Source organism: Luteitalea sp. (genome assembly GCF_022842525.1).
GTDB lineage: Bacteria > Acidobacteriota > Vicinamibacteria > Vicinamibacterales > Vicinamibacteraceae > Luteitalea.
The window spans coordinates 1-23,552 of sequence record NZ_JALHPM010000074.1; the positions used below are offsets into that span (position 1 = coordinate 1).

General features: G+C 64.6%; 17 protein-coding genes and 1 pseudogene. 15 read left to right on the plus strand and 3 right to left on the minus strand.

Annotated elements, in window-relative coordinates; translation table 11 throughout:
* Positions 1 to 674 precede the first annotated feature (674 nt).
* From Q0C41_RS15535 to qatD, 11 genes are all read left to right on the plus strand, one after another.
* Positions 675 to 1,319 carry a hypothetical protein gene (locus Q0C41_RS15535; protein WP_291984987.1) on the plus strand — a complete coding sequence of 215 codons (645 nt, stop codon included), beginning with the start codon at positions 675 to 677 and terminating at the stop codon, positions 1,317 to 1,319.
* A 19-nt stretch (positions 1,320 to 1,338) separates the two neighbouring features.
* On the plus strand, positions 1,339 to 2,853 hold the full coding sequence (locus Q0C41_RS15540; RefSeq protein WP_367079225.1) for a class I SAM-dependent DNA methyltransferase: 1,515 nt from the start codon (positions 1,339 to 1,341) through the stop codon (positions 2,851 to 2,853).
* 4 nt (positions 2,854 to 2,857) lie between these two features.
* The gene (locus Q0C41_RS15545; protein ID WP_291984992.1) at positions 2,858 to 4,135 is read left to right on the plus strand and encodes a restriction endonuclease subunit S; all 1,278 of its coding nucleotides are present in this window, start codon (positions 2,858 to 2,860) and stop codon (positions 4,133 to 4,135) included.
* A 1-nt stretch (position 4,136) separates the two neighbouring features.
* On the plus strand, positions 4,137 to 7,121 hold the full coding sequence (locus Q0C41_RS15550; RefSeq protein WP_291984994.1) for a type I restriction endonuclease subunit R: 2,985 nt from the start codon (positions 4,137 to 4,139) through the stop codon (positions 7,119 to 7,121).
* Complete coding sequence (locus Q0C41_RS15555) at positions 7,118 to 7,858, plus strand: SprT family zinc-dependent metalloprotease (RefSeq protein WP_291984996.1); 741 nt, start codon at positions 7,118 to 7,120, stop codon at positions 7,856 to 7,858. Before Q0C41_RS15550 ends, Q0C41_RS15555 begins: the two co-directional genes overlap by 4 nt.
* Positions 7,859 to 8,065: 207 nt before the next feature.
* Positions 8,066 to 9,889: an AAA family ATPase gene (locus Q0C41_RS15560; RefSeq protein ID WP_291984998.1), complete on the plus strand. Its 1,824-nt coding sequence runs from the start codon at positions 8,066 to 8,068 to the stop codon at positions 9,887 to 9,889.
* Complete coding sequence (locus Q0C41_RS15565) at positions 9,886 to 11,679, plus strand: UvrD-helicase domain-containing protein (protein WP_291985000.1); 1,794 nt, start codon at positions 9,886 to 9,888, stop codon at positions 11,677 to 11,679. Before Q0C41_RS15560 ends, Q0C41_RS15565 begins: the two co-directional genes overlap by 4 nt.
* Before the next feature lie 141 nt (positions 11,680 to 11,820).
* Entirely contained in the window at positions 11,821 to 13,737 is a 1,917-nt protein-coding gene (gene qatA / locus Q0C41_RS15570; protein ID WP_291985002.1) for a Qat anti-phage system ATPase QatA, read from the plus strand.
* A complete protein-coding gene (gene qatB, locus Q0C41_RS15575; RefSeq protein ID WP_291985004.1) occupies positions 13,737 to 14,606 on the plus strand; it encodes a Qat anti-phage system associated protein QatB in 870 nt (289 codons plus the stop codon). The genes qatA and qatB overlap by 1 nt, the downstream gene beginning before the upstream one ends.
* Before the next feature lie 47 nt (positions 14,607 to 14,653).
* Complete coding sequence (gene qatC / locus Q0C41_RS15580; RefSeq protein ID WP_291985006.1) at positions 14,654 to 15,967, plus strand: Qat anti-phage system QueC-like protein QatC; 1,314 nt, start codon at positions 14,654 to 14,656, stop codon at positions 15,965 to 15,967.
* Positions 15,964 to 16,755, plus strand: coding sequence for a Qat anti-phage system TatD family nuclease QatD (gene qatD / locus Q0C41_RS15585; protein WP_291985008.1), 792 nt, complete (start codon positions 15,964 to 15,966; stop codon positions 16,753 to 16,755). Before qatC ends, qatD begins: the two co-directional genes overlap by 4 nt.
* Before the next feature lie 1,074 nt (positions 16,756 to 17,829).
* On the opposite strand, the pseudogene Q0C41_RS15590 reads toward qatD, so the two are convergent.
* From Q0C41_RS15590 to Q0C41_RS15600, 3 genes and pseudogenes are all read right to left on the minus strand, one after another.
* A pseudogene (locus Q0C41_RS15590) lies at positions 17,830 to 18,255 on the minus strand (integrase core domain-containing protein); the annotation flags it as partial.
* Between the two features lie 175 nt (positions 18,256 to 18,430).
* Positions 18,431 to 18,811, minus strand: coding sequence for a hypothetical protein (locus Q0C41_RS15595; protein WP_291985010.1), 381 nt, complete (start codon positions 18,809 to 18,811; stop codon positions 18,431 to 18,433).
* Positions 18,786 to 19,409 carry a sigma-70 family RNA polymerase sigma factor gene (locus tag Q0C41_RS15600; RefSeq protein WP_291985012.1) on the minus strand — a complete coding sequence of 208 codons (624 nt, stop codon included), beginning with the start codon at positions 19,407 to 19,409 and terminating at the stop codon, positions 18,786 to 18,788. The genes Q0C41_RS15595 and Q0C41_RS15600 overlap by 26 nt, the downstream gene beginning before the upstream one ends.
* 327 nt (positions 19,410 to 19,736) lie before the next feature.
* On the opposite strand from Q0C41_RS15600, the gene Q0C41_RS15605 reads away from it, so the two are divergent.
* From Q0C41_RS15605 to Q0C41_RS15620, 4 genes are read left to right on the plus strand one after another with little or no spacing between them, the layout of a single operon-like run.
* Complete coding sequence (locus Q0C41_RS15605; RefSeq protein WP_291985014.1) at positions 19,737 to 20,030, plus strand: TrbC/VirB2 family protein; 294 nt, start codon at positions 19,737 to 19,739, stop codon at positions 20,028 to 20,030.
* A 35-nt stretch (positions 20,031 to 20,065) separates the two neighbouring features.
* Complete coding sequence (locus Q0C41_RS15610; RefSeq protein ID WP_291985016.1) at positions 20,066 to 20,359, plus strand: VirB3 family type IV secretion system protein; 294 nt, start codon at positions 20,066 to 20,068, stop codon at positions 20,357 to 20,359.
* Positions 20,359 to 22,758 (plus strand): hypothetical protein, encoded by a 2,400-nt coding sequence (locus Q0C41_RS15615; protein WP_291985018.1) that lies wholly within the window; start codon positions 20,359 to 20,361, stop codon positions 22,756 to 22,758. The genes Q0C41_RS15610 and Q0C41_RS15615 overlap by 1 nt, the downstream gene beginning before the upstream one ends.
* A 13-nt stretch (positions 22,759 to 22,771) precedes the next feature.
* Entirely contained in the window at positions 22,772 to 23,551 is a 780-nt protein-coding gene (locus Q0C41_RS15620; RefSeq protein WP_291985020.1) for a TrbG/VirB9 family P-type conjugative transfer protein, read from the plus strand.
* The last annotated feature ends 1 nt before the right edge of the window (position 23,552 follow it).

A 23,552-nucleotide genomic window follows, 5' to 3' on the forward strand; every position in this document is an offset into this window, starting at 1 on the left:
GCCGGCGGCTCGCCGCCGGCGCCCCCGTCAGGAGGTGGCGACGACCTGAGGCTCGTCCCCTCGTCGATCTGTCAGATTTTCAATCGGCGGATCTGTCAGATTTTCGCCCGGCGTTGACACCGGGTCGCTGAGGCAGGCGACGACGATGGACTGGCCACCGTCTCCGCCATCCATTTCAGCCAAATTCCATGGTAGACAAACGCACGGCGGCCGCAAAGGTCTCGGCCGCTGTACCCGTTCGGGACCTTTGGGGGCCGATTTCGGCTCCCGGGAGCATCCTGAATCTATCGCTGGAATCAAGCGCCGTGTCCGTACCTGACTCGCCTATCGGACCTGGGCTTGGTCCGATCGCATTGGACGGGCGCAATACGCCGTCTGAGCGCAAAGCCGGCCCTCGAACGCGGCCGGGCCGGTGGTCGAGTGCGAACGTTGCTGGTTGCAGGGCCCTTTGAAGCCACCGAGACGGGTGTTCGGGGGCGCCAGTGATGGCGCGTTCGCGAGCTAAATACCAACAGCTCAGGTAGTTAGGTGATTCAGCTGACCGCTCGCACTCCAGCGGATGTGCCTCATTTGGACGCAAACAATCGAACTGCGTATGGGAATACGTTACGTTCGTACTTCAGTACGTCGTATTTTTATTGACACCTGAGGTCCGGGCGGGCATTCTAGGCCGCGTGGTTGACATCAGCCCAGATTCCGGGTGGCCGGAACACCTTCTCCAGAGCGTCACCGAGCGAATCTTCCTCGGTCTCGCCGACGCTCGGCAGCGTGTTGACGACCCGGCGCAACTAGCGGTTCCGCTCCTCAACGTTCGCGACCTCCGCGATGGTCACGCTCCCCCCTTGGAGGCGCTCGACAAGCGTGCCGTAGGGGCAGGCGCGGATGTCGAGCGGTACACGGTGCGGGCGGATGATGTCGTCGTCACGTGTCGCGGCACTCAGCTCAAGGTCGCCGGGATTACTCCCTCGACCGCTGGAGCCCTCATCAGCGCGAACCTGATCGCAATACGCGCCGGGACTGAAGTACTGCCGGCCGTGCTTCTCGCCTTTCTGCAGAGTGAGCTCGGTAGGAGCGCGCTACTTCAGCGCGGGCGGTCATCGACCTCCAGCCTTTCGTTGACTCCGAAATCGGTGGGTCAGCTATCGATTCCCGTGCCGCCGCTCACGGTGCAACGGCAGATTACCGGGCTCGTCAGCGCAGCAGAACAGAACCACATCGCGGCGATCCGTGCGGCAGAGCAGAGACGCGCAGTGGCGCTCGCAGTGGCACTTGAACTTCTCCGCGGCGAGTCTCGGCAGCGACCGGGCGAGCGCAGCTGAACCGCTCGAGGAAACGAAAATGGGTAATTTGACGCCAACGAAACTGAACGGTCACCTGTGGGCCGCCGCCGACATTCTTCGCGGCTCGATCGATTCCTCCGACTACAAGAACTACATCTTCGGCTTCCTCTTCCTCAAGCGGCTCTCTGATCGCTTCGAGGAGGAGGCCGAGCATCTGATCGCTGAGGGTGAGGACGACGACGTCGCCTGGGCCGACCCGGATGAGCACCAATTCTTCGTCCCCAAGCGCGCGCGCTGGACCGAGATCGGCAAGCTAACCAAGGACGTCGGCGACGCGCTCAACAAGGCGTGCGCCGCGCTCGAAGAAGCCAACGCCACGCTCGAAGGCGTGCTCCTCGGCATCGATTTCAACGACAGCCGGAAGCTCGGCGACGGCAAGCAGCGCGACAGCATCCTCCACCGGATGGTCGGGCACTTCTCCGAGCTGTCATTGCGGAACTCGGACCTGTCCGAGCCGGACATGTTGGGCCGCGCGTACGAGTATCTGATTGAGAAATTCGCCGACGACGCCGGCAAGAAGGGCGGCGAGTTCTACACGCCCCAACGGGTCGTCGAGCTGATCACGCAGCTCCTCGATCCCGAGGACGGCATGCGCATCTGCGATCCGACGTGCGGGTCGGGCGGCATGCTCATCCAGTCTGCTGCGTACGTGGCTAAGAAGAGCGGGCGGCGGCTGGGCACCGACCCCATCAACGTCACCCTGCACGGCCAAGAGAAGAACCTCGGCACGTGGGCCATCTGCAAGATGAACATGCTGCTGCACGGTCTGTCAGACGCGCGCATCGAGAAGGGCGACACGATCCGCGAGCCGAAGCTCGTGCACGGCGGCGAGCTTATGGTCTACGACCGCGTCATTGCGAACCCACCCTTCAGTCTGGACAAGTGGGGCGTCGAAATGGCCGCGGAAGACCCGTTCCAGCGTTTTCACTACGGGCTGCCGCCCAAGAACATGGGCGATTACGCCTTCGTGCAACACATGCTGGCCACGCTGAGCGCTAAGGGCATGGTCGGCGTGGTGATGCCGCTCGGCGTGCTGTTCCGCGGGAGCGGTGACGGTGACATCCGCAAGGGGATCGTTGATGACGATCTGTTCGAGGCGATCATCGGGCTGCCCGAAAACCTATTCTACGGCACCGGCATCCCTGCGACGGTCCTGGTCTTGAACCGCGACAAGCCCAAGAAGCGCAAGGGCAAGATCCTCTTCATCCACGCCGCGGAGGGCTTCGAGGCTCGCAGTAACCAGAACGTACTGCGTACTGAAGACGTGAGAGGCATCGTCGCCGCTTTCCGCAAGTACTCCGACGAGGATCGCTTCTCGCGCGTGGTTCCGGTCGAGGAGGTCAGGGAGAACGACTACAACCTCAACATCACGAGGTACGTCGACACGCTCGAGCCGGAGGAGCGGATCGACGTTCGCAGCGCGATGGCGACGCTGAAGAAGCTCGAAGGCGAGCGTGATGCAGCTGCTGCGAAGATGGACGAACTCCTCCGGAGGCTTGGGCATGTGGAATAGCAGCTTGCCGATCAAGCGCCTGCGCGAGGTGCTAGGTCGCGAGCGCAGAGCATTTCAGCCTCGAGAAGGCGAGACTTACCGGCTTCTCGGAGTGCGGCTTTACGGCGAGGGCTGCCACATCCACTCCGAGGTGCCAGGCAGCACGCTAAAGGCGCCCAGTCTCACGCGCCTCTGCTCCGGCGACCTCGTCTACAACAAGATGTGGGCATCGAAGGGTTCGTTTGCGATCGTAGGTGATGCTCAAGACGGCGCTTCAGCAACCACCGAGTACCCGGTCTTTCGTCCGTCGAACGGTGCCAACACGAACTATCTCCGGTACGTTCTCCAAGAACCTCGCTTCTGGGGGCTGGCGAAGGCGTGGAGCTCTGGTTCGACTGATCGGCAGAGGCTCGATCCGCACGACTTCTTGACCATGCCGGTGCCCCTGCCCTCACCGGAGGAGCAGGCGAACATCGCAGGGGTCCTCGACTCGATCGATTTGACAGCCCAGGCGACGCGAATTCACATCGAGCACTTGGCGCGAACCAAGCACGCTGTGATGCGCACGCTCCTTACGAAAGGGCTTGCCCCTCACAAGACGCAGCTCGTGCCGCTGCCGGAGAGCTGGCCCATGGGGCGCATCGTGTCGACGGTCGACCGGATGCCTTCGCATTGGAAGCTCGTGACGATGACGAAGGTCGCGAAGCTGGAGAGCGGTCATACGCCGAGCAGGCAACACCCCGAGTACTGGAACGGCAAGATCCCCTGGCTGTCGCTTGGGGATACCACGGAGCTGAAGAAGCTCCGCGTGGAGCAGACGTCGGAGTGTGTCACCCAAGCCGGCATCGACAACTCCTCCGCGCGCCTCCTGCCTGCCGATACTGTGGTTCTCTCTCGCACGGCGGTGCGTGGGCTCTGCTCCCGCCTCGCCAAACCGATGTCGACGAGCCAGGACTTCGCGGCGTTCGTGTGCGGGCCGGAGGTGCTCCCCGCGTACTTGGTCCAGCTGTTCCGCCATATGCAGAGGGAATGGCGCCGCCTCGAGCAGGGCAGCAGCCCAACGAACAAGACGCTCTACTTCTCGGTCTTCAAAGGCCTGAAGATCCTGCTTCCGCCACCGAAGGAACAGGCGGCGATCGCTGAAGTCGGCGAATCGTTCGACGAACGCGTCGCCACCGAGACTCGGTACCTCGAGCAACTGCGCGAGAGCAAGCGCGGCCTCGCGCAGGCGTTGCTGTCTGGCCGCTTGCGGGTCGGAGCGGCCAAGGGCGCGCGTGCCAGCGGCGCAACAGGGAGGCGTTAACATGGCCTCCGACTTCAAGTGGGATGAGGTTCACCTCTCCGAGGATCCGGCCGACGCCCTGCTCGGCGAACTCGGCTACGAGTTCGTGGCCGCTGAGGTGCTCGATGGCGAGCGCGAGACCCTCGCCGAACCGGTGCTGGTCAAGCGCCTCGACGCAGCGCTCCGGCGACTGAACCCGTGGATCAACGACGACAACGTCAAGAAGGCGATCCGCGCGATCACTCACTCCACCGCGACGGGCCTCATCGAGGCGAACGAGCACGTCCACACGGCGCTAGTTCACCACATCTCGCTCGAGCAGGACCTCGGCACCGGCCAGCGCGGCCAGACGGTTCGGTTCATCGACTTCGACAAGCCCGAGAACAACGAGTTTGTGTTCACGCGCCAGTACCGCGTGGTAGGCGCGAAGCAGACCATCGCGCCGGACCTGGTCGTGTTCGTGAACGGCATCCCGCTCGTCGTCATCGAGTGCAAGAGCCCGACGATCAACGAGCCCGTCGAAAAGGCGATCGAGCAGATCTTCCGCTACCAGGAGGCGGACGACAAGTTCCGCGGACTCGGCGCGCCCCGGCTCTTCCACGCGACCCAGCTCCTCATCGCGACGTGCGGCCAGGCGGCGAAGTACGGGACCGTCGGTACGCCAAGTCGGCACTTCAGCGAGTGGAAGGTTCCCCACCCTCTCACGCTCGACCGGCTCACCGCCCACCTCGGTCGCCTCCCGACGCCGCAGGACGTCCTGCTCTGGGGCACGGTCAGCAAGCAGAACCTGCTGGATCTCATCCAGAACTTCATCGTCTTCGAAGTCGACGGAGCGCGCACCTTCAAGAAGCTCGCTCGCTATCCGCAGTTCATCGCGGTCAACCGGGCGATCGAGCGCATCCGCGGCAAGCATCACGCGAGGCGCGGCGGCATCGTCTGGCACACGCAGGGCTCGGGCAAGTCGCTCACGATGGTCTTCCTCGCCGTGAAGCTTCGACGCCTTGCCGCCGCCGCCAACCCCACACTGCTGGTGGTGACCGACCGCAAGGATCTCGACAACCAGATCACGTCCACCTTCCAACGGTGCGGGTTCCCGAACCCGGAGCAGGCCCGCAACGTTAAGCACCTGCGCCAGATGCTCGCCAAGGGCGGTGGCCAGTCGGTGATGACCACCGTGCAGAAGTTCCAGGAAGCGGCGACGGGCCAGCACCCGGTCCTCAACGAGGCCGAGAACATCTTCGTCATGGTCGACGAGGCGCACCGGACGCAGTACCGGAGCCTCGCCGCCAACATGCGGCGTGCGCTGCCCAACGGCTGCTTCCTCGGGTTCACGGGCACGCCCGTTGACAAAAAGGACCGGAGCACCTTCCAGACGTTCGGCGACTACATCCACACGTACACGATCGAGCAGGCCGTGCTGGACGGCGCAACGGTCCCAATCTTCTACGAGATGCGACAGTCTCCCGAGCGGCTGGAGGGCGAGTCAATCGACAGCCTGTTCGACCGCATCTTCCGCGACCGCTCCGACGAGGAGCGCGAGAAGATCAAGACCCAGTACGTCACGGCCGAAGCGATCGCCGGGGCGCCGCGTCGGGTTGAGGCCGTCTGCCTGGACCTCATCGAGCACTTCGAGAAGTTCATCCACCCGAACGGCTTCAAGGCGCAGGTAGTGGCGTGCAGCCGCGACGTCGCGGTCTCGTACAAGGAGACGCTCGACCGTCTCGGCGCGCCGGAGTCGGCGATCATCATGTCGTCGACTCACAACGACCCGGAACGCCTCGCCAAGTGGAAGACGTCCAAGGAGGAGCAGCGGAAGCTCATCGCGCGCTTCAAGGACCCCGACGACCCGCTGGCCATCCTCGTCGTCTGCGACATGCTGCTCACCGGTTTCGACGCGCCGGTCGAGCAGGTGATGTACCTGGACGCACCGCTGCGCGAGCATACCCTTCTCCAGGCCATCGCACGCGTGAACCGGACCGCCGATGGCAAGGACTATGGACTCGTCGTCGACTACTGGGGCGTCGCGCTCTTCCTCGAGCAGGCGCTGAGCATCTTCTCTTCGGCGGACATCCAAGGAGCGCTCAAGCCGAAGACCGACGTACTGCCGCGTTTGGAGTCCTATCACCGGACCGCGATGAGGTTCTTCGCGAAGGTTCGTCGGGATGACGTCGAGGCGTGCATCCATGTTCTCGAGCCCGAAGACGCGCGAGCCGAGTTCGAGCTGGGCTTCCGCCGGTTTGCACGCGGCATGGACATGCTGCTTCCCGACGCGGCGGCGCTGCCCTTCCTCGTCGACCTCAAGTGGCTGGGCAAGGTGCGGAACGCCGCGCGCATCCGCTTCCGAGACGAACGCTTCGACCTCACGGGCTGCCGCGCGAAGGTTCGCGCACTCATCGAGGAGCACATTGCCGCCGATGGCATCGAGCAGCTCCTTCCACCCGTCTCGATCCTGGCCCCGGAGTTCGAGGAAGAGATCCGCAAGCTCGGCTCGAACGAGGCGCGTGCGAGCGAGATGGAGCACGCCATCCGTCACGAGATCCACGTCCGAATGGATGCCAACCCGGTCTTCTACTCGAGCCTTCGCGACCGCCTCGCGCAGATCATCGACGATCGACGGCAGGCGCGCATCGATGCCGCGGAGCAGCTCCGGCTGCTGGGAACGGTCGTGCAGGATCTGAAGAACGTGCATCGCACGGCCGAGTCCCTCGGCTTGGACGAGTCCGGCTTCGCCATCTACGAGCTGCTCGGCGCCGCAGGTGAGCGCGCCGACGGGGCGACCACCGCCGACCGGAGCGTGGTGGACGGCGTTCGCCGCGAACAGGCCGCGCAGATCCTCGCCGAACTGCAGGGACTGGCCATCGTGGACTGGGTTCACAAGGAGGACGTGCAGCGGCGCATGCGGCAGGCCGTGAAGCGGAGCCTCCGTGGCTCTCAATATCCCCGCGAGCAAATCGAGGCGCTCACCTCGAAAATGATGGACCTCGCTCGGGTGAGGCTTGCGCGATGACGCTCGAGCAGGGACACGTGCCGTTCGGCAGGTCGGTCATCGACTACCGGATCGAGCGCAGCGACCGCCGCAGGACGGTGACCATCGCTGTCGATCCCAGCGCCGGTGTGCTCCTCAAAGCCCCGGCAGCGGCAACGATGCGTCGGCTCGACGACGTCGTGAAGGCCAAGGCCCCATGGATACTGCAGCGTCTCGGTGAGTTCCGCGAGCTGGGGCCCGGGCCGACGCCCAAGGAGTTCGTACCTGGCGAGGGCTACAGCTATCTCGGTCGCTCCTACCGCCTAAAGATTGAGCGGTCGTCGGCAGAAGGCGCGCCATCGGCGTCGCTGCGCGGCCCCTTCCTAACGGTGGCCCTCCCGAGAGGCAGCACCGCGGCGCAGCGGCCCGCGCTGGCGAAGCAGGCCGTCGTCGCGTGGTACCGCAGACAGGCTGAGCGTCGGCTTCCCGAGCGGGTCGGGTTCTACGCGTCGCGCGCCGGATTGCGTCCGCCGCGCATTCTCGTTCGCGAGCAGGAGAAGCGATGGGGCAGCTGCAGCAGCAACGGAGAGCTTCGGTTTAACTGGCGCGTGATGATGGCGCCCTTGTCGCTGGTCGACTACGTGGTGGCCCACGAGGTCTGTCACCTGGTCGTTCGTGACCACTCGAAGCGGTTCTGGAAGTTGCTGGAGACGGTCCTGCCCGACCACGAGGAGCGTCGGGCTCGGCTCAGGGTCGACGGTATGCGGTGTCATGTCTAGCCAATTGATGAGACAGGGTCGCCATCGGGAGACTAGCGCGCCGGCATGCCCGTGTCCTCAGACTGGGGGCGACAGAGTCACGGCCCTGCTCGAGGATCGCGTCCTGTGCGCGATTCAGAACGGAGCACGCAGCGACCTCTGGAAGCGCAGCCTTCTGCGGCGACAGTCACGCCTTTCTGAAGCAACGGCCGATGAGCGGGGGAACCGATGTACCTGGGAATCGTGAGAGTCCAGAATTTTCGCAACCTGCAGGACATCACCGTCGTCCTCAAGCCTGGTCTGAACGTTCTCGTCGGCGAGAACAACGTCGGCAAAAGCAATCTTCTCGACGCGCTCCGCTGGGCGCTTGGCGTGCAGTCGGTGGGCCGCGACGCCGCAGTGCTGCTCGACAAGGAAGACCGCCACCGCAATCCTGATGGCACCTACGTCGATGCACCTGTGCATGTGGAATTGCGTTTCGAGGCCCTGTCCGCCGACGATAAGGTCGAGTTCCTGGAGATCCTCAACTTCGACGAGGTCGACCCCAGCAAGTCCAGCGCAACGATCCACTGCGAGTGGACCTACTCGGAGGCCCGCAACAAGTGGACGTTCCGTCGGTGGGGCGGTGAGAGGAAAAACACCGAAGGCGCCGTCTCTGACGAACTTCTGCAAGCGCTGCCCCTCACCTTTCTCGAAGCGCTCCGCGACGCCGAACGCGAGCTGGCGCCGGGCAAGAGAAGTCGCCTAGCGCGGTACCTCGATACCGCCGCGAGCGAGAAGGATCGCGGAGACATCGTCAAGATCGGTGCCGACGGAAACAACGCACTCAAGAAAGTCGATCTCATCAAGCGCGCCGAAGACGCTGTTGCGGGCGTCCTGAAGCTGGCGTCAGGTACGGACCTGATGCGCGAAGCCGCCATCCGCCCGGCCCCGGCGGAATTCGGACGCTTGGTCCAAGCGCTCCGTGTGCTACTCAAGCCTTTGAGTGGCCAGGATGACGACAACCTGCTTGAGACGCTCGACTCGAACGGCCTCGGCTACAACAATCTGATCTACATCGCGACCGTGCTTGCGGAGTTGCAGGCGAGAAAGGATTCGCCGCTCCGTATGCTCGTCGTGGAGGAGCCCGAAGCGCACCTTCACCCGCAGCTGCAGACGCTCCTCGCCACACATCTCGCCGAGCTGGCCGACAAGGTCCAGACGATCGTCACGACGCATTCGCCGACCATCGCGGCGCACGTCGAGCCCAAGCACCTCGCCATCATGCACCGCGACACCAAGGGCCAGCGCTGCGTGGTGCGGGTCGACGCGTGCGGACTCGACAAGCCGCAGGAGCGTCAGCTCCGCAGAGTGCTCGACGTCACTCGCGCGAGCTTGCTCTTCGCGCAGGGCGTCATTCTCGTCGAGGGGATCAGCGAATGCCTCTTGCTGCCAGTGCTCGCGGAGCTGCTCGGAATTAACCTCGGGCTTAAGGGGGTCGCGGTCGTCCCCGTCGGCGGCGTTGACTTCGCGACCATCGGCAGGCTCTTCGGCGAAAAGAAGATTACGGTGCCCCTCTCCATCCTTACGGACGCCGACCCCCTCATCGACAGCCCAACCGGGAAGTGGCGCGACGATTGTCCCAAGCTGGATGCGCAGACCGGAGCGTTCCAGCTGTGTGATCGCGCGGTCGCGGTCCTCGAGGACTTCAAGGCGCATCCGACCGTGTGCGCCCGCGTGTCCGAACTTACGCTCGAGTACGACCTTGCGAAGGCTGCCCCCGACAACGCGCTCTGCATGTTCGACGCATGGAAGAGCTGCTACTCGAACAAGCCCAAACTGCTGACTCGTGAAGAACTCGCGACGCCCACGACCGCCGACGATAGGGCCCTTCTGCTATGGCGCACCATCTGCCGCGGGAGCCCGCAGCACGGCAAGGCGGAACTGGCGCAGGCACTCGCAACCCTTCTTCAAGACGAGAAGGGGCCGGCGTTCACGGTCCCGGCGTACATCGAAGATGCCATCCGGCACGCTGTCAGGACGCCGAAGCCAGAATCAAAGCCAAAGCCATGACCGCATTTCCCTGGACTGACGAGCAGAAGGCCGTCCTCGGCTCGAAGGCCCGCATCACGCTTGTCCAGGCGGGGCCCGGCAGCGGCAAGACGAAAGTGTTTGCCGAAATCGTTGACGAACGGCTTCGCGGATGGACGGACCGGATCGGCGGCCTTGCGGCGCTCTCGTTCACGAACGTTGCCCGAGACGAGATTGCGGACAGGGTCTGCGCCGCGACAGTCTCGCCGCACTTCGTGGGGACACTTGACGCGTTCTTCCTCCGCTTCGTCATCGGGCCGTTCGGCCATCTGGCCGGCCTGCCCAAGTCGGGCGCCCGCCTGATCCCGAGCCCCCTGGACCAGCAGATGCAGGGCGTAAAGATTGCTGTGTCGGACAGCATCCGTCCGACCATTTTCCAGATAGCGGCGACGGGCGGCACAGAGGACGCTCCGGAGTTCCAGTACCGGATTCCCAACGGGTTCTCCGCGGGGTCGGTGCCCGCCACGGTTAAGGGATGGGCCCTGACAGAGAAGAGGAAGGAGTGGAAATCGCGCGGTCGCGTGACGCACGGAGACTGCAGTTACCTTGCGTCCTGCATCTTGAACGGGTGTCACGGTCTTGCGGTGCGCGCCATCCTTGCGAGGCGCTTCCCGGTCATCTGCATCGACGAGTTCCAGGACACCGGGCACTTCCTCGGTCGGGCCGTGCTAGCCCTTCTCGCCGAGCCCAGGGTGGAAGCGCTTGTCGTCGGCGACGTCGACCAGAAGATTTTCGGGTTCTCGGGCGTGAACCCACAGCTCTTTTCGCGTGTCGAGAAGCTCCACGGGACAAAGCAGTATCCGCTGAGGATCTCACAGCGCTGCGCCGGACGCGTCTGTTCGGTGGCATCGTCACTCTCGCGCTCTGCAACACAGGTGCTGCCCGCAGAGAAGGCGGGCGCCGGCAAGGCCGTGGTCACGAAGCACAAGGACAGGCCCTCGGAGGTTGACGCCAAGCTACTGGAGCAGCTGCTCGGTGCCGCCAGGGAGGCGAAGTGCGCCACCGTAGCCGTCCTCGTCCGAAGGCGGAACACCAAGGCTAAGCTCCTTCGAGCCGCATCGGCGGGGGATCCGCCGACGAAGTGTCGCGGCGTCGACCAGATCGCAAGGGCGCTCGACGGCCTCTTGGAGGGCCGCGGACGCCGCGCCGTGGACATTGCGCACGCCTTTATGTGCCGCATCCTTTTCGAGGATGACCGCCCGACAGACGAGGAGTTGCTGAACCACGGCGTCGACCCGGTTGTGCTGCGCCGACGCGTCCGCAAGCTCCTGCTCAATGTGGCTGACGCCGTGCCGGGCGAGACGTGGGCACAGTGGGCGGCGCGGGTGAAGACGCACTGCGACAAGCTCGCCGCAGACTGCGGCATCACCACGCACAAGCAAAGGCTTGGCGGGGCGTTCAAGGCCAACGCTGACGACAAGCCTGGCGAGGTGCGGGCCGCCGTGGTGGTGAAGGCGCCAGCATGGCCGACCGACCTCACGCTCGAGGTCTTGACCGTCCACGAGGCCAAGGGCCGCGAGTTCGACGCAGTGGCCTTCTACTGCCCGAAGCCCGGGAAGGCTGGCGGCAAGTCTAGCTGTCCGTCTGAGACGTGGTGGTTGCCCGCCGATGATTCGGAAGAACGCGAGGTCGCGTTCGTCGCGGCAACTCGCGCAAAGCACGTTCTGCTGCTCGCCATCCACGAAAAGACGTGGACCTCGTTCACTGGAAAGCGGCCGGAGTTCCTCGCGTTGTTCGAGTCGCTAGCGGACCCGCCATCGGCAACCGCCTGAGCGAATAGGTCAGTGCCCCGTCAAGAGGAACGTCTTCAGCCTGGCCCAAGGTCTCTGTCCCGTCGACGGGTCGAGACTGCTTGCAACCTCGCTTGGACTAGCTTATCGGTAGGCTCTGAAGGGCGGCGAAGATCAGGAGGCGTGCGCGTGCTGATTCCGGACCATGAGACTGCGGTTGACTTCCTCAATTACGAGGCCATCGCGAAGACCGTCGCCGATCTCCTCAGGGAGAGCCGTCATCGAGCGTTGACGATCGGCGTTCACGGCGACTGGGGAGCGGGCAAGTCCAGCGTCCTCAAGATGGTCGAGGCGTCGATGGCCGGCGACAAGGCGGTCGCCTGCCTCTGGTTCAACGGATGGACCTTCCAGGGGTTTGACGACGCCAAGACCGTCCTCATCGAGTCCATCATCACCGAGCTGGCGCGGCAGCGCTCCACGGTCGGCAAGGTCAAGAAGGTCAGCTCTAGTCTGCTCAAGCGACTTGACTGGCTGAAGATGCTCCGCCGCGGCGGCGGCCTGGCCTTCACAGTGGCGACAGGTTTCCCGTCGCCCGACATGATCACGTCGGCGCTGGCGGGCATCGACGCCCTCACCGCCGGCGTGAAGACGATGTCACCGGCGGACATCGAGGCCAGGCTCGCCGAAGCGGCGACTTTCCTCAAAGCAGCCGACGATCACAGCGTCCCGCAGCAGATACACGAGTTCAGGAAAGAGTTCGAGAAGTTGCTGGAGGAGGCCAAGATCGATCAACTCGTGGTCCTAATCGACGACCTCGACCGCTGCCTGCCCGCGACGGCCATTGACACGCTGGAGGCGATCCGGCTCTTTCTTTTCGTGCCCAAGACCGCGTTCGTCATTGGCGCAGACGAAGGGATGATCGAGTACGCCGTGCGGCAGCACTTCCCGAACCTGCCGCTCGTATCGGGACCGATTTCGTACGCGCGCCACTACCTTGAAAAACTGATCCAGGTTCCGTTCAGGATTCCTGCGCTGGGGATTCCCGAGTCCCGCACCTACGTGACGCTCCTGATCGTGGAGACGCTCGTCGGCGACCAGCACCAGGGGTTCCAGACGCTGCTCGGCAAGGCTCGGACGAGCCTTAACCAGCCGTGGCTGTCCTCCGGGGGAATCAAGGAGGCCGACATCCGTGCCGTTGACGCCGGCAAGAAGGACGAGCTCGAGGCTGCGCTTCTTCTCGCGCAGCAGATTGCGCCTATTCTCGCAGAAGGAACGAGGGGCAACCCGCGCCAGATCAAGCGGTTCCTCAACGCGTTGTTTGTGCGCTCGGCCATCGCCAAGGCCCGTGGCTTCGGAGTCAATCAGACCGTGCTGGCCAAGCTGATGCTGGCAGAGCGCTTCCAGCAGGACTTCTACGAACATCTCGCCGGCGCGGCCATGGTCGCGGGCGAAGGCCGCGGCGCGGAACTGGCCGCCCTTGAGGCCGCCGCGACGAAAGCACAGACCCCGACGGCAGCGAACGACGAGAAGCCGACGGCCGCCGACCCGGCGGCGCAGAAGTGGCTGGACCGCGACTGGCTCCAGCGCTGGCTCGCGCTCAAGCCCTCGCTTGCAGGCACGGACCTGCGCCCCTATGTGTTCGTCGCGCGAGACAAGCGCGTACTGGCGTCGCCTGGCGAGGCAAGCGGGATCGAGACGCTTGTCGATACGCTGGGGGGATCGGAGATGGCCGCCCGCAGCGCCGAGCAGCAGGTCAAGGCACTCACGCCCGAGGCCGCTAGCCAGGCGTTCAGCGGATTGCGCGAGCGTGTAATCCGCCACGGGAACTTTACGACGCAACCGCAGGGGTTCGAAGGCTTGATGATCGTAGCGAAACACCATCCGGCCCACCAGCGAGAACTCCTCACACTTCTCGGGGGAATCCCCGTGGGCCAGCTTGGCTTCTGGGCGGTCAAGGGGTGGAACGAGGTAATCACGGACGCCGAGGCAAAGACGCAGCTGCGCGAGCTGCTCTCGTCGTGGGCCGGCCAGAACGAGAACGCCCCCCTCAGGACCGTCGCCGGTCAGGCGCTCGCCACGCCTTCCCGGGGGACGCGCTGATGGGAACATCCGGATCATCGGGCGGTCCCGGAGGACGCACGCCGCTCGTTCCCTCGTGGCTGGACGACGGGCCTTCCGGTCTATTGCCGGGGGCGCCCGGCGGAGCGCCGCCGGACGGCGGAGAGCAAGGAGACGGACCCCAGCAACCACCCGCGCGACTTCCGCCGATTCCCAACGCTCCGCCCCCCGCCCGTTTTCAGAGTGCGCGCCGGAACTTCTCGGGCTTTGCGGGTTCGGGCGGGACGGACGGCCGCGCACTCCGGCGGGCCGTCGGCCACTATGTACGCTCGGGCACAGGCGGAACCCGCAACGCGACGCGACGGATGGCGGTATCGACCCGCGCCGCCAGCGGCGCGCTCGGCGTGTTCAGGGGGATTCAGCGCGACGGGGTCGAGGCGACCCTGCGCCGCCTCAATCTGCGCGACCTCGTCGGGCGGCCTGTGGCTGACATCTTCCTCGGCCTGACCGATATCGTCTGTCCGGACGGCGGCTCCATCGACGAGGGAGTCGCGCGCGACGCCTGGATCGAGACCGTCGCCAGCCTCGACGAGCTCGGAGTCGAGCAGATGACCGACCTGACACCCGATCAGATACAGGAAGTCTTCCTCGCCTTCGTCGCACATAGCATCGAGGGTCGTCTGTTTCAGGACATCGGCGTCAACGGCATCGCTATCGCGGCCGATCTGGCGGCAATCCAGGCCTTCGAGACGCAACTGCGAAGCTACATCAGGCGTTCCGTCCGAGATTCTTTCAGCGGCGACCTGACCAACCTCCCGAACTTCACCGATCGGCAGATTCGCGACGTCGTGGACTCCACCTACCAGGAAGCGTGGCAGCTCCTTCTTACTATCGGGGATGCCCAGCCATGACACGACACAGCGTGATCGCCAGACTCGGGCCCCGTGATAGCGCCGCCGTGCCACAGCACATGGCGGGCGCCCTTGAGACCGAGATTCGTTTCATCGCCGGAGACCGCCGCCTCGGATTCGGGCTCGGCGACATGATCACCCAACTGTTCGCACGTGGCATCGTGCCATCCGAGTGTGCCGTCGACGTCGGGATCCTCGCGGCGTGCGTGACTGCCGCCGACACACGGATAGAGCGCGCCGCCGACTCCCAAGACGGTTGGACCCGTGAGATCGATCTGCACATACCCGTGCAGGACGCCGCGCTCTGGACGGCAGGGGCTCCTCGCCTGGAGCGCATACTCAGATTCCTAACAGGCGACCGTTGGCGCCTGTTCTTCCGCCAGCGTCACGCCGACTATTGCACCCTGGTCACGCGCCCACGAAACCTGATCCGGCCCACGGTATCCAGCGTCTGCCTGTTCTCTGGAGGGCTCGACAGCTTCGTCGGCGCGATCGATCTCCTCGCAGCCGAGCAGACACCCCTCCTCGTCAGCCACTATTGGGAACTGAGCACCAGCTCGCAGCATTCGTGCGCGAACCGCATAGGCGCGGTCTACGGAGCAATGCACCCGCGCCACGTGCGGGTACGCGTGGGATTCGACAGCAACGATTTCAGCCATGCCATGGGCACGGAGCCCACGACGCGCGGCCGTTCGTTCCTGTTCTTCGGCCTCGCGGCCATGGCCGCAAGCGGGCTCGAAGGACGTCCTGTCATCCACGTGCCGGAGAACGGGCTCATCTCGCTGAACGTACCCCTGGACCCGTTGCGCGTCGGAGCGTGGAGCACGCGCACAACTCATCCCTTCTACATGAATCGCTGGCAGGATCTTCTTGACCATCTCGGAATTCCTGCGCAGTTCGCCAACCCGTATCGCTTCAAGACCAAGGGCGAGATGCTCGCGGAGTGCGCCAACCCCGAACTTATCCGCCGGTTCGCACACGAGACGATCTCCTGCTCGTCGATTGCGAAGGCCCGATGGAAGGGCCTCGCGCCCGGTCACTGCGGCTTCTGCGTACCCTGTCTCATCCGCAGGGCCGCCTTTTCGGCGGCACGACTGGCGGACACCACTGCATACACCATCGCCGATCTTCAGGCGCAGCCCCTCAACTCACGCAGCCCCGAGGGTGAGCATGTGCGCTCGTTCCAGCTGATGGCGCGGCGGTTGCGTCGCCGACCCTATCTGGCGAAGCTGTTGGTGCACAAGCCCGGCCCCTTGTCTGCTTACGACGCCGCCGAGATCGCTCAGTACGGGGAGGTGTTCAGACGAGGCATTGAGGAAGTCGCGGCGCTCACGCGTCGCGTCGTCGTGCAGCCGAGATGAGCACACCCCGTCCCGTCAGCGGCTTCGACCTTCACTGTCACCTGGATCTGTTCCCCGATCCCGCCGCGCTCGTCGCATCCTGCGAGGCGGCAAAACTCGTCACGCTCGGAGTCACGACGACACCAAGGGCTTGGGCGCAGAACCGGAAGTGGACGGACGGCACTGCATACGTGCATTCAGCGATCGGCCTCCATCCCGAACTCGTTGAGAAGTTCCACGCCGAGATCGACCTGCTTGAGGAGCGAATGCCCGAGTCGCGCTTCATCGGCGAGATCGGGCTTGACGGCACGCCGTCTCATCGCGCGTCGTGGAGCGATCAGATCCGCGTCTTCACGCGCGCCCTCATCGCCGCCGACGGACTGGGCGGTCGCGTGCTGAGCATTCACAGCCGTCGCGCGGCACACGATGTCGTCAGGCTCCTCCGCGAGCACACCACGCCAGGGCGTGTGCTGCCGATCCTTCATTGGTTCTCAGACGGCGTCGCTACGGCTCAGGAGGCTTGCGAGGCCGGCTGCTACTTCTCCGTCAACCTGCCGATGCTCGACACGAAATCAGGCGTCGCCCTGATTCAAAGCCTCCCGGCCGAGAGGCTTCTGACAGAGACAGACGCCCCGTTCACCGGCGGTCGCGATGGCGCAAGTCACTCCACCACCGTGACCAGAACCGTTGAGAGACTCGCAGACCTGCGCGGCCTGGCAGAAGGAGCGACGCTCCGCCTCCTTGCTGACAACGCCACCTGCGTCTTCGCTTTCGCGGGACTTTCTCAATCCTTCTCGGTCGGCCGCTGATGCCATGACCGCCTGTCATGCCGCGTGCCAACGTGTGCGCCGCAGGCATGCGGCTGCGGCCCGCAGCCCCTGCGGCGAGGAATCCTCTTCTTCTGATTAGCCAGGCAGATCGGTCCGCCGATGGACAGGACTGTCTTGACTGCGACCGGTCCTCGCTGCAGTGTGAGCTAGCGCCGGCCGCCGCGTTCATGGTTCCGTCGAGCCGTGCATCTACTGCACGTCGACGCAACCGCGCGTCAAACGTGAACACGTCATGTCCCAGGCGCTCGGAACCTTCGAGCAGAACTGAACGCTCGATTGCGTCTGCGACTTCTGCAACAAGTATTTCGGCGACAACCTCGAACTACCTCTGGCCGCGACTGAAGCGACTGGTTCAATGATCGAGCTCGGCCTTCAAGGTCGACCGCGCTCCGCTGCCCAGGCTGCTATCGCTCGCCCTGTCGAGACAGATATTTAGCTCGAAGCTCGAGTGGGGCGTCGAGCTCACGAAGGTGGAACGTCCTTGACGGCCCGCCGTGGTGTGTCGTTGAGATCTCGAAAAAGCCACTGAGCTCGAGGAACACGCATCCGGTGCCGCCAGCTGAGTAGTTCAACTGCCGAGCACCGAGCAGGGTGAACTTGACACCCTGAGTCCCTGGGACACCGTTGGGCAGGGGCAAATGCATTCCGCTGATTTGACCGGCGATCACACGATCCAAATCTAAGGCCTCTTCGTCGACGCATGAGCACTGCTCAGAAGTCGCCACACAAGCGTCAAGGACGATGTCCAGAAACACCAGCCGACCCGAGGCGTGCTCCAAAAAGGGTACGAATCCGTCGTCTGCAAGAGATGTAATGCAGACCGTGCCTCTAAAACTGTCCAGTCCGGATCCGTCTGGCCTCAAATCCCAAGATAGGCCCAGGAAGGGCGTCGAGATACCGGTGAGTCGTTTCAGCAACTGTTTGACGCGCTTCATATAGCCGGCCTGATCTATCTGACTTCTTGGACCGATCGTTCCTGGCAAGCGATGCTCGGTGAATTGGTCGTCCCTGGTAGGCCCGGGGTGGCCTTGTACCCGAACCGTACCGTTACCCGAGGCTCGAGTGCGGACGGATAGCATTGTAGTGCTGACGTCGCAACTGCTCGATCATGACCATCGTCTCGTGGCGGTTGCGCCACGATTCGACGTTGAGACTGGTCACGGCACTTGCCGAAGCTCTCGTCGAGGCCGTTCTGACACGGCTGGCCGGAGTTGATGCAAGCGGTGTCGATGCCGCTGACGAGCGACCCGCAAATCGCGCTTGCGACAGGAGCTCTTGGCCATTGCCAACCACAGCACCCACGGGGCGCCGTGTATGTTCACGAGGCGGGCGAGGACCTCGATGAGGCGTGTCGATCGAATCCGCCCGGCGACATCGATCGCGAGCGCCTCCCACGGTGTACTCGCCGACTACCGTCAGGCACTTCACGGTCTGCTCGTTGGCGCACGCATAGAAGACGAAGTCGTACGCCCTCACCTCGGGGCCCGTGGGCGCATCGCACTGCTCGGTGTCGAGCAACTGGACCTCGTAGGGACCCGGCTCCGCGCGCGTAGGCAGCAAAAGAATACTCAGCTTCACCAAGCTTCGCGACGGGCGGGAGCGACGTCTGACACGTGTGGCTTCCCGTGACCGAAATGGGGCCGCAGGCCGAGCGTCACCTGCGTGGCCGGAGGCGCTGCAGGCCAATTCGCCGCTTCGCCACCATGCTTCGCAGCCGCACCGTCCCTACGGCCACCACCGCGGCGGCAATTGCCGCGGCGGCGACCATCCACCAATGAGGCGACGAACGGTCCTGCATCGCCACCGCGTGCGCCCTCTGCATGTCCCGCACCTCGGCGTAGCACGGCGAGCACTCCAGAAGATGCTCGTAGGCGGGGTCGCCGATCGGCTTTGCACGACGCGAAAGTTCCACCAGGACGTCGTGTGGAGGGCAGCCCTGCCTCGTCGGGTTCGGATTGGCGCCGCGGAGCACCTCGTCGATCTCGTCCCCGAACCCGAGTGAGGTCAGGTCAGGAGGTGGGCTCGGTCTCGACATCGGCGTGCTCGCTCATAGGTGCAAGTTTGGTAGGCCCGGCAACCCGAACACGAGGTTCGTCTGCCGGCGCAGTGCGGTTGGGCTCTGAGTGCTGAACGCCGACGGTGCGTCGAATCCTTTCCTTCGCGTGGAAGAACAGCAGGTCGACCGCATTGACGGAAGTACCGCGCCGCCGTGCGATCTCCTGGCTTGAGAATCCCATGAACTTCCACAGGCACACGCGCTGCTCATCCCGCGTGAGTAGGGCCAGGACCTCCCGCAGGAGGATGCCCTGCTCGACCTGCTCGACCGAGCCGTTCATCGCCGCCGTGTGCGACAGCGCGGCATCGCCCGCCTGGGAGCCAAGGGTGCGCTGCAGCAGGCGCGCCGGGCCCTGCCGCAACCGTGACGTGGCAATGCTGCGAATGGTAACCCAGGCGTACCCGTTGATCTTCTCGAGCGCGCCGCTCCGCTGTTCGCGGTTGGCCAGGCGACGACCAGCCTCTTCGAGCACCTCCACGTATGCCACATCGTCCTGAAGCGACGGGAACTCCCGGCGCAGACGGGGCATGAGTCGACTGAGCACACTGTCGATGTGCGCGTCGAACGGCTTGCCCATCCCATCGAGCAGACCAGGCTTCCGCAATTGGTCCATCACATCCCCGCTCGGGGTCGCGTGAAGATGCACCCCGAATCACGTGAACGCAACGCCAGCGTGGACGAAAGCTGATGGAGCCGGGCCTAGAAAGATTCTGGTCTCGAGCAGCGTTCGATCCACCAGAGGACGTCGTGCGGGAAGACGTCGCTGGATCGAAGTCGGAAAATGCGTGCGGCCTGACGCCTTGCGACTGGCGTGAAATCAGCCCCATCATCGCGCCGCACTTTCCGACTGTCAACACCCTGATTCGGCTTCCCGTGGGCGTGGTTTCCCGGAGGAGGTGTGTCGATGGCCGACCGCTCTGTGTCCCTGCGCGCCCGGCATGTGCTGGCCCTGGCAATCAGCGCAGTACTGCTGTTCCCAACCGCCGTCTTCGCCCAGTCCCCGTGGGAACGTGCAGCCAGCAATCTCGAGCGCACGTTCACCGGCCCGCTGGCCCGCTCGCTCGCCCTGGTCGCGATCGTCATCGGCGGCCTGCTGTTCATGTTCGGCGAAGGCGGCGCCAAACGGCAGATCTCCGGCATCGTCTTTGGCGGTGGCCTGGCACTGTTCGCGGCGCAGTTCCTGACCTGGCTGTTCTAGCCGTCGCGACCAGTCAGCGACTCAACGAGGCACCCATGGCGGAAGCTCCGACGTATCGCTCGGTGTGCAAGGCGCTGCATCGTCCGCTGACCATCTGCGGCATCGACCGCCGACTGTTCTTCCTCGCGCTCCTGCTCGGCGCCGCGACGTTCAACCTCTTCTACTCGTTCCTTGCTGGCCTGCTGGTCTTCGGTGGGCTGTATGGCTTCGGTCTGTGGGCCACGCATCGCGAACCCGAGATGCTCCGGATTCTCTTCGCTTCCTCGCGGTCTCGACATCGCTACGATCCCGGCAAGCACGAGCGGTTCGACATCGAGGTGGCGTCGTGATGCGTGTCCCGAGGCTCCTGAAGGACTATCGCGAGGCCGGCGCGGTGAACGGCCTGCTCGCGCTCTGGGGCTTCGTCGACGAGGAGACGTTCATCACCAAGAGCGGCCACGTCGGCGTGGTGTTTTCCGTGCGAGGCGCCGACGCCGAAGCGCTGACACACGCGCAGCGCCGGACGCTGACGCACCGCTTCGAAGCCGCACTGCGCTTGCTGGACGAGCGGTGTCGCGTCTACGAGTACCTGATTAAGCAGGTCCCATCGCCGTTCGCATCGGCCCCGTGCTCGCAACCGGTGGCCAATGAGGCCATCAAGCGTCGGGTGGCATACCTGAACAGCCGGCTCGACGCCCTCGCGCAAGTCGAGCTGTTCACGGTGCTCCTCCTGGAGGCGCCCATCGCGGCCAGCGGGCGGGCGTCACGACGGGGACTGCGATCATGGCTGTCGGCCACGGACCGCCTGACGCTCATCGAGAGCGAGGTCGACCGGGCCGTTGCCGAGTTGCATCACAAGGCAGAAGCGTTCGAGGTGCAACTGGCCGACTTCGGCATTCGACGGCTGCCCAAGTTCGACGCGTTCCGGTTCTTTCGACAGCTGCTCAACTACGAGCCAGCGGTCGTGGACGCCGCCCGGCTCTCGCACGACGCCCATCTCGACTACTTCGTGGCCGACTCGCCGGTGGAGTGCCATCGAGACCACCTCACCGTCGGACGCCACGCGGTGAAGGTACTGACGATGAAGGAGCCGCCGAGCCAGACATTCGCGCATCTGTTGGGAGACCTGGTGGCGCTGCCCGGTGAGTTTGTCGCCTGTCTCGAGTGGCAGAGAACGGCCAGCGACCGGATGCGGCGCGATATCCAGACCCGTCGCCGGCACTTCTTCAACAAGCGCGTGTCGATGGTCAACTACGTCACACCCGAGACGCAACCCGAAGAGATGCTCGTGGACGATTCCGCCACCAGCATGGTGCGGCAGCTCGGTGACGCGCTGACAGAGCTGGAGGTCAATGGCCACTTTTTCGGCGCCTGCTCGCTGACGCTGGCGCTCCATGGGCCGGACCGTCGCGCCCTCGACCGACAGGCCGCGGAGGCGATGAAGACGCTGGCCGTCCATGACGGCAGCCTGTTCGAGGAGAGCTACAACCTCCTGAACGCCTGGCTCGGCATGGTCCCCGGCAACAGCGCCTTCAATGTCCGCCGGCTGGCGCTGCTCGAGACGAACATCGCCGACCTCAGCTTCGTCTTCGCGCCAGACCCGGGCGAGCGCGTGAGCGCTCACCTCCAGAAGGAGGCGCTGGCGGTGTTCGAGACGCCAGGCGGCACGCCTTACGCGTTCAACCCGCATGTGCAGGATGTCGGGCACACCCTCGTGCTCGGCGCGACTGGGAGTGGCAAGAGCTTCCTCCTGAACTTCCTCGTGACGCACGCGCAGAAGTACGACCCCCTCACCGTGATCCTCGATCTCGGGCACAGCTACCGGAAGCTGGCCACGCTGCTGCAGGGGCAGTACCTCGAGGTCGGCCTCGACCGGGGCGACGTGACCATCAACCCGTTCGCCCTGGAGCCGTCGCCGGAGCACCTGCACTTCCTGCACGCCTTCGTCCGGGTGCTGCTCGAGGGAAGCGACCACTACCACCTGAGCGACCTCGAGGACCGGGAGGTCTACGAAGCGATCGAGAACCTCTACGTCCTCGATGGAAGCCAGCGTCGCCTGTTCACGCTGTCGAACCTGCTGCCACGTGCCCTGTCTGCCAGGCTGCACAAGTGGATCGACGGCGGGCGATACGCCAGCCTATTCGACAACGTGGAGGACACCCTGACGGTCAATCGCCTGCAGGTCTTCGACTTCGAGGCGATGCGCGCCTACCCGGTCCTGCTCGAGCCGCTCCTGTTCTACATCCTGCACCGCGTCACCGCGCGGGTGCTCGAGTCGGCGGAGGCCGCCACGCTGAAGCTGTGCGTGATGGACGAGGCGTGGCGCTTCATCCAGCACCCCACGCTGCGCGCCTACGTCCAGGAAGCCTTGAAGACCTGGCGGAAGCGCAACGCGATGATGATGCTGGCCACCCAGACGGCGGACGACTTCGCGTCGGCAGACCTACTCCGCACCGTCGTCGAGAGCTGTCCGACCAAGCTGCTGCTCGCGAATCCGTCGCTCGACACGCAGCAGTACGTGGACCTGTTCCACCTGAACCCCATGGAAGTGGAGCTGTTGACGAGCCTTGTGCCGCGTCAGCAGATCCTGCTCAAGCGGCCGTCGCTGGCGAAAGTGCTCTCACTGAACGTGGATCCGAAGAGCTACTGGATCTACACCAACACCCCTGTCGACAACGAACGCGTGGCGACCATCTTTCGGGAGAGTGGTTTCGACGCGGGGCTCGCCCGCCTCGCGGATTCGGCCTGAACGGAGGTGTGCAATGGCTCATGGCCCCTTTGCGTTGTTCGTCTCAGTTGCCATCGTCAGTCTGCCGTTGCCCGTGAACGGGCAGACAGTCGGGATTCGTGAAGTGTCCGCAACGGAGCGCAGTGTGATCGCGCTCCAGACGCGACTCCGCTACACGACGATGATCGTGTTGCCAGACAACGACGAGATCCTTGATGTGATCTGCGGCGACCGCGACTTCTGGGTGATCAGTGCCACCCAGAACATCGCTCATGTGAAGCCCGCCAAGGCTGGGGCCGCAACCAACCTCAATCTCGTGACGGCAAGCGGGGCCATCTACTCGTTCCTGCTCAGTGAGGGAGGCGCGCCGAACGCCTCACCAGATCTGAAGGTGTATGTGGCAAGCGACGAGGCGACCCCGGCCGGACGGGCGCGCTTCTACAGTGCGGCACACGTCGAAGCGCTGGAAGCCAAAGTCGCGGAGGCCCAGGCGGCGATCCGTTCCGCCGAGGCTCAGGCGGTGGAGTCCACGGCGCAGTATCGGCGGGACTACCCGACGAAGCTCACGTTCGGCTACGGCGCAGTCAAGTACGAGCGTCCGTTCTTCGTCCGGGCAATGTGGCACGACGGCGAGTTCACCTACATCAAGTCGGATGCCCGCGAACTGCCCGCCCTGTACGAGGTGAAGGACGACAAGCCGGCGGTCGTGAACTTCCAGGTGCGCGAGGGCACGTTCGTCGTTCCGAAGGTGTTGGAGCGCGGGTACCTGGCGGTCGGCGAGCAGCGGTTCTCCTTCTCCCTCCAGGAACGGTGAA